This is a genomic window from Brevefilum fermentans (assembly GCF_900184705.1).
Lineage (GTDB): Bacteria > Chloroflexota > Anaerolineae > Anaerolineales > Anaerolineaceae > Brevifilum > Brevifilum fermentans.
Genome location: NZ_LT859958.1, coordinates 187,370 through 201,440 on the forward strand (window position 1 = coordinate 187,370; position 14,071 = coordinate 201,440).

Consider the following 14,071-nt stretch of genomic DNA (forward strand, 5'->3'; position numbering starts at 1 on the left):
TGGTCTTTTGGTAAAAAATTGAAATCAGAGCCGTTTAATCAGCCATAATGCTGAAGCCTTGATTGAAAAATTCATATACAAAATCACCGGGTTGCTTTGTTCTGATGTGGAGGTTGTCTGATGGATCGAAAAATTCGCTGGTATGACTATATCACCATCAATATCTATTATTTTGCTTTGACCGCGCGCTCGCAGACGCTGGCGTTGATCGTTCCGCTAATTTTGGTCAAGTTTGTCGATGAATCCGTTAAAGGCGCTGCCCTGGGGAATATTCGCCTGTGGGGGCTGATGACTGCGGTGCTGATCCAGGCGCTGATCGGCATGATTTCTGACCACAGCACGTCTCGCTTCGGGCGGCGGCGGCCGTTTATCTTGATTGGCGCAATAACCGAAGTGCTGGTGTTTGTTCTCATCGGTGTAATTGCCGCCACCATGGAAGGGATGACGGGCTACTGGCTTTTATTTGCTGCTTATATCCTGTCGATGCTGTCTGCCAATACCGGGCACGGCGCTTTGCAGGGCTTGATCCCGGATATCGTTCCCGAGGAAAAGCACGGCATCTTCTCCGGGGTAAAGGCGGTGTTTGAGCTGCCGGCGCCGATGATTTTTGTGTCCTTTGTGATCACCAAACAGGTCGGTAATGGAAATTACTGGCCTGCGCTCATCACCCTCAGCGCTGTGGTGCTGGCATGCGCCGCGCTGACCATGTTTGCGCCGGAAAAACCGGTTAAACAACCGGTTTCAAAAATGAATTGGGAGCCTGTCGTGCGCCTGGCAGCCATGACGGGCGCCTTTACGCTTGTCATCCTCGGCTCGGGCGCATTGGTGAACGCGGTCAACCGGCTGGCCGCGCGATTGGCAGAGACATCAGCGTTGATCGCAACCGCAACAATTGCTGTGCTCGGCATGGTCCTTGCGGTGGTGCTCGGTGTGTGGGGCAGCGTGCGCATCAGCCTGGGCAAGCAGAACTCACAGGTGGATAAATCCTTCACCTGGTGGGTGATTAATCGCCTGTCCTTCCTGGTCGGCACCACGAACCTTTCCGTGTTTGCGGTTTTTTACCTTCAGGAACGCTTTGCCTCCCTTCAGGGCGCTTCGATTGAGGGCATGTTTGGGCAGTTGATGCTGTTTGTCGGGCTGGCGATTTTTGTCTCCAGCATTCCGGCGGGCTGGCTGAGCGATAAGATCGGCAAGAAACCCGTGTGCGCGATTTCCGGCGCGCTGGCTTTGCTGGGCACCATTATCATCATCGTTTCACCCTCCAGTACCATGCTGTACATCGGCGGCGGGTTGATCGGCCTGGCGACGGGACTGTTTTATTCCGCCAGTTGGGCGCTGGGGACGGGATTGGTCCCCAAACAAGAAGCTGGGCGTTACCTCGGCATTCACAACCTGGCCGGGGCGGGTGCCGGCGCCATTGGCGCGTACATTGGCGGTCCCATTGGAGATGGGATTGGCTTCACCGCCCTGATGGGCATCTTCGGGCTGCTGTTCCTGATTTCAACCCTGGCGTTGTTTGGGATTAAGGAAACGGTGAATGGTGAGTAGTGAATAGGAATCAGGAATCAGGAATCAGGAAGCAGGAAGCGGGAGCGGTGAAAAGCGAATCAGGCATAATAACCACCAGTTAACAGTGTTTCACCTTCTAGCCATGAGCTACCAACTACCAGCTACCACCCCCTTTCACCTTTGAGCTTTCAGCTTTCAACTACCCACTACTAACTACCAGCTACCAGCCAGCAACCCCTTTCAGCTATGAACCACCCTACACTATCGCCATTCTCCGGGCGCTGAAGCTCTCTCGCCAGCAGCATCTGTCATTGCGAGGGACGACTGCGTAGCGTGCCCAAGCGCAGCGAAGGGTAAGCAATCTCATCCTGTAATAGGAGACTGCTTCGCAAGCTCGCAGTGACATAATTGAGTTCTCAGTGACATAATTGCGAGGAACGACTGCGCAGCGTGCTCAAGCGCAGCGAAGGGTAAGCAATCTTGCAGCATCTGATATTGCGAATCCTGTCATTGCGAGGAACGAAGCAATCTCATCTCGAAAATATGAGACTGCTTCGCAAGCTCGCAGTGACACAATAGCGAGGAACGACTGCGTAGCGTGCCCAAGCGCAGCGAAGGGTAAGCAATCTCATCCCGAAAATATGAGACTGCTTCACAAGCTCGCAGTGACATAATCGAGTTTTCAGTGACATAATCGTGAGGAACGACTGCGAAGCGTGCTCAAGCGCAGCGAAGGGTAAGCAATCTTGCAGCATCTGATATTGCGAATCCTGTCATTGCGAGGAACGAAGCAATCTCATCTCGAAAATGTGAGACTGCTTCGCAAGCTCGCAGTGACATAATTGCGAGGAACGCAACAATCTCGAAGTAACAAAATTATTTCCCTGCTTCCTGCTCCCTGCCACCATCCCCTTCAGCTATGAGCCACCAGCCACCATCGCCATTCTCGGGGCGCTGAAGTTCTCCCGCCAGGGGCATCAGGTTGGCTGCCCTGCACAGGTGTGGACCGTTGTGTGGATAAACTCAATCAATGGTGGAAAACCTGTGGATAACCCGCTGAATTGTGTTAAAAAGCTGGGGATAAATACTGAGAGCCAGGTCCGCCACGCCTGGCTCTCATTTGGAGGAGAAAAAAATGTTCTCAAAACCCTTGTGCCTTCAGTATAGCGAAATACAAACCGCGCTGCTTGACGCCTACCCTACAATTCTCCTATAATTACCCCACGCACGTCATCTATAAGCTGACAAAACGCAACAATTGCACCTTGATCGCCTTATATGTTATGATTTGAGAAAGCACAAAGCTTATCAGGAGCAGGGTTTATGACCGAACAGGATTTCACCTTTGAAGAACAGGTTAACGGGCTGATCGAACAGATCAGCGCCTATATTGAGCATTATCACGGGGGTTCAGTTGAATTAGATCGCATCGAAGGCAGGACGGTTTTTGTACGCCTTGGCGGCGCCTGTGAAGATTGTCCCCTGTCTCCAGCCACGCTGCAGGGCTGGGTGGCGGGCACATTGCGCCAGTTTTTCCCCGACATCGTGGTCGAAGAAACGACAAGCTGCTGAGCGCTCACTGAAGGAAAAAACTAAGCCTGCAAAAAAAGGGGAATGATCGCGCAGGTTTCACCGCGCCGATGATCACCTGGAGGCTTTTCCAGGCTGAGCGCCTGGAACCCCGGAGTGAATTTCTTTTTGCACCGTGCGGTAGAGCGTATCACTGCGCAGTTCATCCAGGGTGTAGCAGGTGGCTTGGAGATGATCTGCCAGGGCATGCGCCAATCCCTGGTCGAAAGCTTCGTGCTCCATGTTGATCACCACAGAGCGCAGGTCTTCGTTGGCAATTTGTTCAGCCAGCAGATGGGCTTCTTTTTCCGGCGAGCCGCTGCCCAGCGCGACGTTGCCGGCGCCGTCGGTCAGGATAATCAGCAGAGGGTAAACATCGGGGTGCAGTATTTTCTCGCGTTTTAGCACCTCATAAGCCATTTGTAAGCCGGCGCTCAGGGGCGTTTTCCCGCCCACAGGGATGTCCGCCAGGGCTTGTTGTGCCAGCAAAACCGAGTTGGTTGGCGGCAGTACCAGGGTGGCGCGGTCCTTCTGAAACACGATCAACCCCACCCGGTCACGGCGCTGGTAGGCGTCGGTCAGCAGCGAGAGGATGGCGCCCTTGGTGGCAGCCATGCGCTCCGCCACAGCCATAGACCAGGAGGCATCCACCAGGAATAAAATCAGGTTTGCCGTCCTTCGAACCCGCACCTTGCGTTGATAGTCCTCCCGCCGAACGGAAAAAGCCACCTCATTATTTTTGCCCTCCTCACGCGCTTTTTGAAACGGGGCAGCGGCGCGCAGCGTGGCGTCAAAAGCCAGGTCATCGGCTTTGCCGTTGGCAGGGCGGGCCTGGATATAGCGTCCGCGCTTGCGGTCGGTTTGAGTCTGAGAGCGGCGCCCGCTCTGCTTGCGCATAATTTCATCCAGGGGGGTGTCCAGGCGGCGCGGCGCAAAGGTCTCGCCGGGTTTAACCGATTTCCCACCTTCCCACCAGTGGGCGGTATTGTCGCTGAAGATATCCTGTCGGGCAGGCGCTACGGGCTTGGATCCAACGGGTTCTTCGCTAATTTCGAGATGGGGGGAGAGAGGCTTTTTTTTTGACTGGTTTGGGATTCATCACCCCGGTCTTGCTGATCCACAGGGGCGCCTTCAGAAGCAGAGCCCACCAATTCTTCGATATGCTCCTGTAATTGGGTGATGCCCATCTCTGAATGCCTGAAGGGACCGGCTTTAACGCGGTGCGGAAGCGCCAGCTCGGCAGCCAGGGCAATATCATAGGGGTTGATGGCGTCCCGACCTTCAAATGCGGCATGGGCGCGCGAGGCTTTGAGGATCACCAGGTCCGCCCGGTGTCCGTCAACCTGCATTTTGGCTGTCAGGTCAGCGATGACCAGCAAGTCGCGGCTGGTATAACCCACCTTGTCCAGCATTTGCCTGGCTCTGGCGATTTTCTCTGAAAGCTCCTGTTCCCTGGGGAGCCATTTCTGGCGGAAGGCTTCCGGGTCAGCCTCAAACGCCAGGTTGCGCTCCATGATCTGCACGCGCTGTCGGGGATCGAGGATGCCGCGAATTTCAACGGAGAGGGCAAACCGGTCCAGCAGTTGCGGGCGCAAATCGCCTTCTTCGGGGTTCATCGTGCCCACCAGGATAAAGCGCGCCGGGTGAGCAAAGGAGATGCCTTCGCGTTCGACGATGTTCATCCCCATCGCCGCTGAATCGAGCAAAACGTCCACCACATGGTCGTCCAGCAGGTTGACCTCGTCAATGTACAGCAAGCCGCGATTGGCAGCCGCTAAAACGCCGGGTTCAAAGTGGCGCTCACCCTTTTGGATCGCTTTTTCGATATCCAGGGTACCCACCACCCGGTCTTCCGTGGCTGAGATCGGCAGGTTGATGAAGGGTGTTTGCCGGGTCTCAACGGGCAAACCGTTTTCATCGGCTTCGAAACGCTCCCGGCATTCTGTGCACCAGCTGATCGGTTTTTGGGGGTCACATCCAAACCGGCAGTTCTGCACCACCTGAACCGGGGGCAATAAGGCAGCCAAGGCTCGCGCCGCAGTTGATTTTCCGGTGCCGCGCTCGCCGCGGATCAAAACACCGCCGATGCGAGTGTCGATCGCATTTAATATCAATGCCCGGCTCATGCGTTGCTGACCCACGATTGCTGTAAAGGGATAAATCGTTCGCATTTCTGTACACTTCTGTTCGTTATCAATTTGCTCATACAGTTTACCACTTCTAAGGTTAAATCACCATCATTCAGGCACAATCCACAGCGATCATGGGTCAATGCGGAGCGAATTTTTGGCAAATCTGCGCCTGAAGACGGTTTTGCGCTACAATAAGGGCATGCACTGGCAAATACACGGTCATGATTGGGCGGTAGAGCTGCTCAGAAAGCATGTCTCTGGCAATAAATTGCGGCATGCTTACCTGTTCACCGGGCCTGAGGGCGTGGGACGGCAAACGCTGGCCATCCGTTTTGCCCAAGCCATTAATTGTGACAACCCGCCGGAGCCGGGCGATTATTGCGGTGACTGCCGCGCCTGCCGCCAGCTTGCCTCGCTGACTCACCCTGATTTAAGCCTGCTCCAACCCGAAGAGGGCCATAAGGACATCCTGATTGACCAGGTGCGCACCCTGCAGCGAGCGCTGGCGCTGTCGCCATATTCTGCCGCTTACCGGATTGCCCTGCTGCCCGACTTTCAGCGCGCCACAACACAGGCAGCCAATGCGCTTCTTAAAACCCTTGAAGAACCCCCCGGACGGGTGATTTTACTGCTGACCGCGCTTACGCCGGAGGGCCTTTTACCCACGATTACCTCCCGCTGCGAGGTGATCCGCTTGAGACCGGCAGCGATTGATGAAACTCGAGCCTATTTACAAACCCATCACAGCCTGGATGACGATCAGGCGCGTTTGCTGGCGCATATTTCAGGCGGGCGGATTGGTGCAGCCATCCGATTGACTGAAGACCCATCAACGCTGGTCAATCGCAGGGCACACCTGGAAACTTTGTTGCAATTGCTGGACGCGCCGCGTTATGAACGTTTTAAGCGCATCGGGTCTTTTCTTCAGGCGCTGGACAAACCCCGCCACAAAATCGGCGAGGTTTTATCGATCTGGCTTTCATTTTGGCGCGACGTCTTTTTGCGAGCCTCCAGCGAATCACTGCCCCCGGTCAACCTGGACCTGTTGACCCAGATTGACCAGGTGGCGTTGCAGGTGCCTGCGAAAAAAGCCCGCGAGCTGATCCTTGCCCATGAACAGGCGCTTCAACACCTGGATGCCAACGTCAATCTTCAGCTATTGCTGGAAACCCTGATGCTTCAGTTGCCCAGGCTGACTGTTTCGCATGAAACCGCCTTTGTGGACGATGGGGACGGTGATTAACCTGTTAATTGGGATCCACCCGGAAAATCTCCAGTTCTGAAAACCGGACGGTCATGGCGGAACTGCTGACCGTCCTGGCATACACCCCCAGGTTGCCTTGGCGATGGCTGGCAATTCGCTGCTCAAATTGAAAAGCGTCATTAATGTACAGATGAAACATCCCCCGGGAGACCCACAGCCCCAGCCGGTTGGAAGATGGTGCGCCAGGCTGGATTCCCGGACCCGTTACCCAATTCTGTAAAACCGTTGTCACCCCCTCCTGGATCACCTCCAGGCGTACCTGCCCTGCGCAATCCACCAGCAGACGGTAGAAATCGCCCTCCGATTGCTGCCAGAAAATCACGCCAATCTGGTCTTTGGGTTCACACAGGGATGGTTGAACGGTGATTTCCAGGTAAAAATTCTCTGGCAGGTTGTGCTCACTGCGGCTGGTCAGGCTGGTTTCCGCCCTGGCGATGGCCAGGGTCAGGTTCTGTGTGCCGAAGGCGATATTGCCGGCGGGGCTTTGCCGGGTTTCCCACAGTCTTTCATCAGAAAAATCATCGCTTATCAGAAGATCTGAAATCCCTGTGCGTGTATCTTCAAAGGGGGGCTGTATCGTGGGGCTGGAAAAGGCGGGCAGGGTGGGTGTGGCTGTTCTGGGAAACCAATCAATGGTCGGGGTGGGGGTTTCCGTTTGGGTTGGTGTTTCCGTCTGGGTGGGGGTGAGGGTGGGCTCAGGTGGGACCAGGTTACAAGCGGGCAGGCTGATGAAGCTGATCGCCAGCAACAGGGCACCAGAAATTAAAAAAATAGCCCGAAGAATTGGTTTCTTTGTTTGCATTTGAGATCATCATTATATAACTTAACCAGGTTTTGACCAACCGCAGGGAACTCTGGCTTTAATTCTCACAGGTGTTATAATTTTTATCTGGAAAGATAACATTGATTAAAAAACCCTGGTTTTTACTGTTAATATTCCTGTTTGTGAGCCTGGGATCGGGATTGCTCCTGGCGCCCCGGGGTGCCCAGGCGCGTGATCTGGCGCAAGCCGCTTACCATACCCCCACGCCCAATGCTCAAGGACAGATCTTCTATACCGTCCAGGAAGGCGATAATTGTACGCGCATTTTTTTACTGACCGGCGTCACAATTGACGACCTGGTGATCTTAAATTCACTGACCGCGGCTTGTGAGATCTACCCGGGAATGCAGTTGCTGCTGGCACAGGTTGACCCGGTCACGCCCGCGCCTGTGGAGATACAGCCCCTGCCCGTTCCCGGCTTGCCCACAAGCACGCCCTTTGAGGGCTTTGGCCAGATTTGTGTGGCTCTGTTTGAGGATCTGGATGGCAATCAAAGGCGTTCTATCAACGAGTTTTTCCTGGGCGGGGGTGTGGTCAGCGTCAACAATCGCATTGGCACCTTTTCCCGAACCCTGGAAACCGTCGGCGGCAACCCGGACCTGGTCAACCCGGTGTGTTTTGACGAGGTACCGGAGGGGGAATATAACCTGAGTATGGGCATTCCGGATGGGTATAACCCGACCACCAGCATGAATTACTCGATCGAGGTGATCGCTGGCGATGTCATCGTGGTGGATTTCGGTGCGCAACCCAGTACCCAGATGGCTGAGATAGAAGTCCCGGTGAGCCAGCAGCGCTCGCCCCTGTTGCTGGTAATGGGGCTATTTTTGCTGGCTGGCGGCGCGGGTTTAGCCTACTTCTTCCTGCGCGCAAAAATGAAAGCCTGATCAACCTGAGTGGCGCTGTTCTTTCCACACATCCCCCTGATTGTGATAGCCATTAGCCTCCCAAAAACCCAGGCGGTCTTCCTTCATGAATTCCAGCCCGCGCAGCCATTTGGCACCCTTCCACAGGTAGACATCTTTCAAATCCCTTCGGTCGGGGATAGCGCCGATCACCCCCCGCAGCGGGTAGCCATGTTCCGGTGTCAGGGGCTCCCCTGCGAAATGAGTCGCCAGTAAAAAGTTTTCTCCCAGGAACACGTCCAGCGGCAGGTTGGTTGTATAACCGAAATCGGCATGTTGCATCACAAAGCGGGCACCAGGCGTAAGCCTGATCAATCCCTGCTCTACCAGGGCTTTCGGAGAGATGCCCTCCCACTCTGTATCCAATTTGCTCCAGGTGGTCACGCAATGCAGGTCCAGCCGAATTTTCACCCGTGGAAGCTCTAAAATTTGATCCCAGGTCCACACGATGGGCGCTTCAACAGCGCCCCAGATGCGAAAGTCCCAGGTGGCGGGATTGAAAGTTGGGATGCGCCCATAATGCAGGGCGGGAAACCCGTCGGTAAGTTTTTGCCCCGGCGGCAGGCGTTGTGCTTCGGATGCGCTGCTGGTCATGGTATGGGCGGCAGCTCAGGGGTAGACGAATTGCTCACCGGGGGCGAGCACGCGGGCATGGGCATCGGTTTCGGCGTGAACGCGTTCTGCCCACGCGTGAGGGTCCTGGGCGATTAATCCCCAGGTGCTGTAGTGGATTGGGATCACGTACTCCGGTGTGAGCAGTTTCACCGCCCGGAGCGCGTCATCCGGACCCATGGTGTAATTGTCACCGATGGGAATCACGGCCAGGGTCACCCCTTCCTCGCCGATCAAGCGCATATCACCGAATAAACCGGTGTCTCCGGCCATGTAGATCTTTTCGCCAGCGTGGGTGGTTAGTAAGAACCCGGCCGGGTTCCCGCCATAGCTGCCGTCAGGCAGTGCCGATCCGTGCAGCGCCAGGGTCAGTTTGAGATACCCAAAGGGATGCTGAAACCCGCCGCCGAGGTGCTGAGGATGGACTTTGATGCCCTGTTTCTGCAGCCAGTTGCAAATTTCAAAATTGGCAATCACCGTTGCGCCAGTGCGTGTGGCTATTTCGATGGCATCGCCGAGATGGTCGCCATGACCGTGGGTCACCAGGATGTAGTCTGCAGCGACAGTTGCAGGGTTCATGCTGGTTGCCGGGTTGTCGCTGAGGTAAGGGTCGATCAGCAACTGAAAGCCATCGGTTTCCAGCGCCAGGGCGGCATGCCCGATGTAGGTTAGTTTAAAAGCCATGGTTTACTCCTTTTTTTGTGCAGGGCGCTTCTCGTTAATTATACAGGACATCTCCCCGCTTTAAAAGCCCGATCCTGACTTCATTGTTCTGCAAGCATTGCTGGAGGGTGCGATCCACTGAAATTAATCGGCTGATAAAAAGGCTTAAATCCCAGCACGTTGAAAGAACCCTGTTGACGATTAAGACAGTAAAATATATCCTGTTATTTTTGAACGCGATTAATCTAAGGAGATACGATTGAAACAGAACCCCGGAAAATATTATGGACTGTCCACGTTATTGACCCACTACACCGAAGCGGATCATGTCGAGAACGCACATCTCTCGCCAATCTTTCAAAATTCGGTGTTTGTGTTTAATGATACAGAGTCCGGCGCTGCCATTGCGGCAGGTCAGGCACCTGGCTATTATTATTCGCGCCTTAACAACCCCAATCATCAGCAATTGGCTACAAAGCTGGCAGCGCTGGAAGCCTGGGACCTGATCCAGCACAACCCGGATGCAGACCCCCATACCCTGGCCGGCGGATTGGTGTATGCCTCGGGGATGGCTGCAGCAACAGCGGCAGTTTTAGCTTGCGTACAGGCAGGGGATAGCCTGCTGACCCAGGTATCCTTATACGACGGTACTTATCAGTTGTTTAAGAAAATCCTGCCCAAATACGGAATTGATGTGTTCTGGGTGACCGATAACACCCCCGCTGGTTGGGAAACGGCTTTTAAAACGCACCCGCAGGCAAAACTGGCTTATCTCGAAACGCCGGCTAACCCCAGCTTGCGTCTGACAGACATCGAGGCTGTCGCAGACCTGGCGCATCAGCATGGCGCACGCGTGGCAGTGGACAACACCTTCGCCACACCCTACTGCCAGCGTCCCTTGACCCTGGGTGCTGACCTGGTGGTGCATTCCACCACCAAGTTCCTTTCGGGGCATGGTCAGTTAATTGGCGGCGCGGTACTGACCACCGATCTGGACTTGCTGCGAGGAGAGCTTCTTACGAATTACAAGCTGATGGGACCCACGCCGAGCCCCATGGATACCTGGCTGGCGAATATCGGCTTAAAGACTTTTGATCTGCGCATGGAACGACAATGCAGCAATGCCATGCAGGTGGCGCAAGCGCTGGAAAATCACCCCGAGGTGGAACGGGTTTATTATCCCGGGCTCGCCAGCCACCCGGATTATTCCCTGGTGCAAAAACAGATGATGGAATACGGGGGCATGATCTCCTTCGAGTTAAAGGGCGGACTGGAGGCTGGAAAGCGCATGATGAACCGGGTAAAAATCGCCACACTGGCAGTCAGCCTGGGCAATGTTGATACCCTCATCCAGCACCCGGCCAGCATGACTCACCGCAACACCCCGCGCGAGGAGCGGTTAGCCGCCGGGATCAGCGATGGGCTGGTACGCCTTTCAGTGGGGATTGAGGACCCAGCCGACCTGGTCCGCGATCTGCTGGAGGCGATTTAGGGGAGCGGCTGCAAATTATTCGCTGGGGGTTGATTAAAAAGGCAACCTCTTGAGTTGGGGCTGAGCTTCAGTCTGCATGACTTAAAGGAAAGCCCCAATCAATACTGACCGCGGGTTTATGGGGAAACCTGGAGACGGTTTGTTCTAATACGTATAGATACTGCCCCCGATGAACTCGCGAATGACCGAGTTCTCGGGGACGATGGAATCATCTTCAATGGATTCCAACGACTGCATCAGGCGATGAATTCGGCTGGTGCGTTCGAATGCGTCCCGACGTAAAGGATCATCGGCGTAGGTTTCCGTCCAGTGGGCAAAACCATTAAACAGCTTGGTTTTATACAAGGGGATCTCGTAGGGCATGGCGCTGTTGACGATGTAATCCGCGGTGGCTACATAGGGGATGATATTGCGCAGCTCGCTGGAGCGGACATAATGCCAGTGCAGCAGGGTCTTGTCCGGGTCATACGATCGGTGAGAGGCATCCCGCAGCATGCGGCGCATCAGGCGAATATCCGTCCAGCGCACGTAATGACCGTCCGTGTCTTTGAGCTGCAGTAGCGGTTCTAAATACAGGCGGAACTTCTTCTCCGCCGGGATGTCAGCGGTCATCGCCGGAAAGAGACCGTGCAAACTGTCAATCAGGATAACTTCATCCGGCGCCAGTTTCATAGAGGTCTGTTCCAGGGAGCGGGTGCCGGTCTTGAAATTATAGAAGGGGATTTTTACTTCCTCACCTTCAAACAGTCGAGCCAGGTGCTCATTGATCAACGCCAGGTCCAGCGCTTGCGGCGTTTCGAAATCGTAATCCCCGAATTCGTCTACGGGATGCATGGCCAGATCGTAAAAATAGTTATCCACGTTGAGAGTTACCAGGCGCATGCCCAAGCGCGCCAGGCGTTCCTCCAATTTGATGGTGGTGGTGGTTTTTCCCGAGGAGGAAGGCCCGGCGATGATCACCATCCGCAGTTCATGTTTGCGATCGGCGATCAGATGGGCAGCATGTTCAATGTTCTCATGGTAAAAGGCTTCTGAGGCGCCCACAATTTCGGAAAGCTCTCCCCGGCGGATGCGCTCGTTGAGGCTCTCAACGGTGTGGAGATTGTGTTCTACTGCCCAATCCAGGGTGCGCCACAACTTATGCCAGGGGATATTGCTCGAGGGCTCAACCCGGCGCTCAGCGCGTTGTTCACGCAGCTTGGCCCGCTCTGCCCGGTAGAGGATATAAGCCTTGGCGACCCTGGCATGCCCCTCTTCGATGAGAACTTTTTCAACAATATCCTGGATCTGTTCAACGGTGGGAATTTCACCTTCAGGGGTTTGTTCTTCGAGGAGGCGGCACACCTTGTTGGCCAGCGCTTCGGAGGTATGCTTATCCCGCCCGCCGACGGCGACTGCAGCTCGGTAGATCGCATTGGTGATGCGTTGGGGCGTGAATTCAACAATCGAACCATCTCTTTTGACAACCGAAGTAAATTTTGACATATCCGCTCCCTTGGAAAAGTGTTCTGTAAATTTTCCGGGCGGGGTGAACCCGGTGCTCAACTTATCATTAATTATAACCATGTTCGAAAACAATGCATCAACGCCCGGTGGTTCCACGCTGTTGCGAGTGGATTGTTGACATCCCACGCTGAGCTGTGCTATTCTGGAGCCAGAGCAGCCATTCATCTCTCAGGTTTTTAAAAAAGAGAACTCTGCCTGAGGCTGCTTGACCTGCCTCGCAAATTGTTGGTTGGTGTTAAGCAAGGAAAAGGAGAACATTATGAAAAAACCCAATCGGATCGTTTTAATTTGTGTGCTGGCATTGATCCTGGCTGCCCTGGCATGCCAGTTTCCGGGACGTGTAGAGCTGACAGCAACGCTCAGCACCCAGCCTCCCCTGGAGGAAACGACTGAGCCTCCCCTTGAGGAAACGGCTGTTCCTCCCCTGGAGGAGACGGCTGAACCATCCCCCACAGAAACGATTGTTGAAACCGAAACCCACACTCCCACAACCTCCCCAACGGTTGCCCCTACTGAGACGGAAGTGCCGCCTTTAGCCACGCCGTTCTTCACCAACCCGATCATTTATACGATTGCGATGTTCACGCCCACTCGCGGCTGGGCTGTAACCCGGGATCAGAACCACCTGTTGGTCACAGAAGATGGAGGGCATTCTTGGCTGGAGGTCACCCCCGCTGCTTTGGGCACCCTGCCGCCAGGATCCAGTAGCTTTGGTATCCAGCCTTTCTTCATGAACCAGGATATCGCCTGGCTGATAGCCAATACCGCCGGCAGTGCCAACCTTTTCCACACCCGGGATGGCGGACAGACCTGGATGACCCTATCGCCGCCCTTTGAAAACGCCGTCCTGACGTTTCTTGATCAGAATCTGGGTTATGCGCTGGTGAGCCTGGACGTTGGCGCCGGGTCTCATTACGTGGCGATTTTCCGAACATTGAACAGCGGGGAGACCTGGACGATGGTTTTCACCCACGAGCCGGGCACGACCCAATCGCTACCCCATGGCGGCATGAAGAAGGGCATCGTCTTCCATGGTGTCGATAACGGTTGGATCTGGGGCGTTATTCCAGCAGATGATGAGTTTTACCTGTTTAAGACGGCTGATGGAGGGGCGACCTGGGCTCAAGTAACGGATATCAGTCTTCCATGGGTCACTGGGGGCAATATACTGGATATCAGTGGGCTGTTTTTTGTAAATCCAAACACAGCTTTCATGCTGGTCAGAGCCTATTTACCCGATGGCGACATCCAGCTCTTGATTTACCGCAGCACCGATTACGGTCAGACGTGGGCGTTCCAGAACGCGATGCAGGATAGCCAGGCTATGGACTTTATCAGCCCCGATGAGGGCTGGATTGCGTCAGATACCACGTTGTATCACAGTGTCGATGGCGGAATTACCTGGTCAGCAATGGCTACCAGCGGAATCTCAGCCGGGGAAGTCCTCCTTAAGGTTGATTTTGTCGACAGCTTGCATGGTTGGGTGGTGTCCATACCGGATGAAATGACCTGGGAGCCGTTGAAGTTGTATCGCACCATCGATGGAGGCGCCAGCTGGGAGTTATTGCTACCCTGATCAACAGGGCGATTATTGGC

General features: G+C 54.8%; 12 protein-coding genes. 6 read left to right on the forward strand and 6 right to left on the reverse strand.

All coding sequences use genetic code 11. The features are described from left to right. The first annotated feature begins 120 nt into the window (after positions 1 to 120). Positions 121 to 1,548 carry an MFS transporter gene (locus tag CFX1CAM_RS00800; protein WP_087861181.1) on the forward strand — a complete coding sequence of 476 codons (1,428 nt, stop codon included), beginning with the start codon at positions 121 to 123 and terminating at the stop codon, positions 1,546 to 1,548. A gap of 1,284 nt (positions 1,549 to 2,832) precedes the next feature. After that, positions 2,833 to 3,081, forward strand: a complete 249-nt coding sequence (locus tag CFX1CAM_RS00805) for a NifU family protein (RefSeq protein WP_087861182.1) — start codon at positions 2,833 to 2,835, stop codon at positions 3,079 to 3,081. 72 nt (positions 3,082 to 3,153) lie between these two features. On the opposite strand, the gene CFX1CAM_RS00810 is transcribed toward CFX1CAM_RS00805, so the two are convergent. Both CFX1CAM_RS00810 and CFX1CAM_RS00815 read right to left on the reverse strand, forming a co-directional pair. After that, complete coding sequence (locus tag CFX1CAM_RS00810; RefSeq protein WP_087861183.1) at positions 3,154 to 3,975, reverse strand: vWA domain-containing protein; 822 nt, start codon at positions 3,973 to 3,975, stop codon at positions 3,154 to 3,156. Positions 3,976 to 4,094: 119 nt separating this feature from the next. Next, the gene (locus CFX1CAM_RS00815) at positions 4,095 to 5,249 is read right to left on the reverse strand and encodes an ATP-binding protein (RefSeq protein WP_087861184.1); all 1,155 of its coding nucleotides are present in this window, start codon (positions 5,247 to 5,249) and stop codon (positions 4,095 to 4,097) included. A 115-nt stretch (positions 5,250 to 5,364) separates the two neighbouring features. On the opposite strand from CFX1CAM_RS00815, the gene holB reads away from it, so the two are divergent. Continuing rightward, entirely contained in the window at positions 5,365 to 6,453 is a 1,089-nt protein-coding gene (holB, locus tag CFX1CAM_RS00820) for a DNA polymerase III subunit delta' (protein ID WP_157891626.1), read from the forward strand. 4 nt (positions 6,454 to 6,457) lie between these two features. On the opposite strand, the gene CFX1CAM_RS00825 is transcribed toward holB, so the two are convergent. Continuing rightward, positions 6,458 to 7,276, reverse strand: a complete 819-nt coding sequence (locus tag CFX1CAM_RS00825) for a hypothetical protein (protein ID WP_087861186.1) — start codon at positions 7,274 to 7,276, stop codon at positions 6,458 to 6,460. 101 nt (positions 7,277 to 7,377) lie between these two features. On the opposite strand from CFX1CAM_RS00825, the gene CFX1CAM_RS00830 reads away from it, so the two are divergent. Next, a complete protein-coding gene (locus tag CFX1CAM_RS00830; protein WP_087861187.1) occupies positions 7,378 to 8,184 on the forward strand; it encodes a LysM peptidoglycan-binding domain-containing protein in 807 nt (268 codons plus the stop codon). On the opposite strand, the gene CFX1CAM_RS00835 is transcribed toward CFX1CAM_RS00830, so the two are convergent. After that, positions 8,185 to 8,796: a sulfite oxidase-like oxidoreductase gene (locus CFX1CAM_RS00835; protein WP_087861188.1), complete on the reverse strand. Its 612-nt coding sequence runs from the start codon at positions 8,794 to 8,796 to the stop codon at positions 8,185 to 8,187. It lies immediately after the preceding gene. A 15-nt stretch (positions 8,797 to 8,811) separates the two neighbouring features. Then, the gene (locus CFX1CAM_RS00840) at positions 8,812 to 9,498 is read right to left on the reverse strand and encodes a metal-dependent hydrolase (RefSeq protein WP_087861189.1); all 687 of its coding nucleotides are present in this window, start codon (positions 9,496 to 9,498) and stop codon (positions 8,812 to 8,814) included. Positions 9,499 to 9,736: 238 nt separating this feature from the next. On the opposite strand from CFX1CAM_RS00840, the gene CFX1CAM_RS00845 reads away from it, so the two are divergent. Then, positions 9,737 to 10,969: a trans-sulfuration enzyme family protein gene (locus CFX1CAM_RS00845; protein ID WP_087861190.1), complete on the forward strand. Its 1,233-nt coding sequence runs from the start codon at positions 9,737 to 9,739 to the stop codon at positions 10,967 to 10,969. Between the two features lie 144 nt (positions 10,970 to 11,113). Here CFX1CAM_RS00845 and CFX1CAM_RS00850 read toward each other — a convergent pair whose 3' ends face one another. Next, positions 11,114 to 12,454, reverse strand: a complete 1,341-nt coding sequence (locus CFX1CAM_RS00850) for a uridine kinase family protein (protein WP_087863199.1) — start codon at positions 12,452 to 12,454, stop codon at positions 11,114 to 11,116. Between the two features lie 280 nt (positions 12,455 to 12,734). Here CFX1CAM_RS00850 and CFX1CAM_RS00855 point away from each other — a divergent pair, with 280 nt between their 5' ends. Then, positions 12,735 to 14,051 (forward strand): YCF48-related protein, encoded by a 1,317-nt coding sequence (locus CFX1CAM_RS00855; RefSeq protein WP_087861191.1) that lies wholly within the window; start codon positions 12,735 to 12,737, stop codon positions 14,049 to 14,051. Positions 14,052 to 14,071 lie beyond the last annotated feature (20 nt).

Excerpts from the sequence above, each read along its gene's own strand:
- CFX1CAM_RS00810 (WP_087861183.1), bottom strand. The coding sequence starts at position 3,975 with ATGCGCAAGCAGAGCGGGCGCCGCTCTCAGACTCAAACCGACCGCAAG.
- CFX1CAM_RS00850 (WP_087863199.1), bottom strand. The coding sequence starts at position 12,454 with ATGTCAAAATTTACTTCGGTTGTCAAAAGAGATGGTTCGATTGTTGAA.
- CFX1CAM_RS00855 (WP_087861191.1), top strand. The coding sequence starts at position 12,735 with ATGAAAAAACCCAATCGGATCGTTTTAATTTGTGTGCTGGCATTGATC.
- CFX1CAM_RS00835 (WP_087861188.1), bottom strand. The coding sequence starts at position 8,796 with ATGACCAGCAGCGCATCCGAAGCACAACGCCTGCCGCCGGGGCAAAAA.
- CFX1CAM_RS00815 (WP_087861184.1), bottom strand. The coding sequence starts at position 5,249 with ATGCGAACGATTTATCCCTTTACAGCAATCGTGGGTCAGCAACGCATG.
- CFX1CAM_RS00805 (WP_087861182.1), top strand. The coding sequence starts at position 2,833 with ATGACCGAACAGGATTTCACCTTTGAAGAACAGGTTAACGGGCTGATC.
- CFX1CAM_RS00800 (WP_087861181.1), top strand. The coding sequence starts at position 121 with ATGGATCGAAAAATTCGCTGGTATGACTATATCACCATCAATATCTAT.
- CFX1CAM_RS00825 (WP_087861186.1), bottom strand. The coding sequence starts at position 7,276 with ATGCAAACAAAGAAACCAATTCTTCGGGCTATTTTTTTAATTTCTGGT.
- CFX1CAM_RS00840 (WP_087861189.1), bottom strand. The coding sequence starts at position 9,498 with ATGGCTTTTAAACTAACCTACATCGGGCATGCCGCCCTGGCGCTGGAA.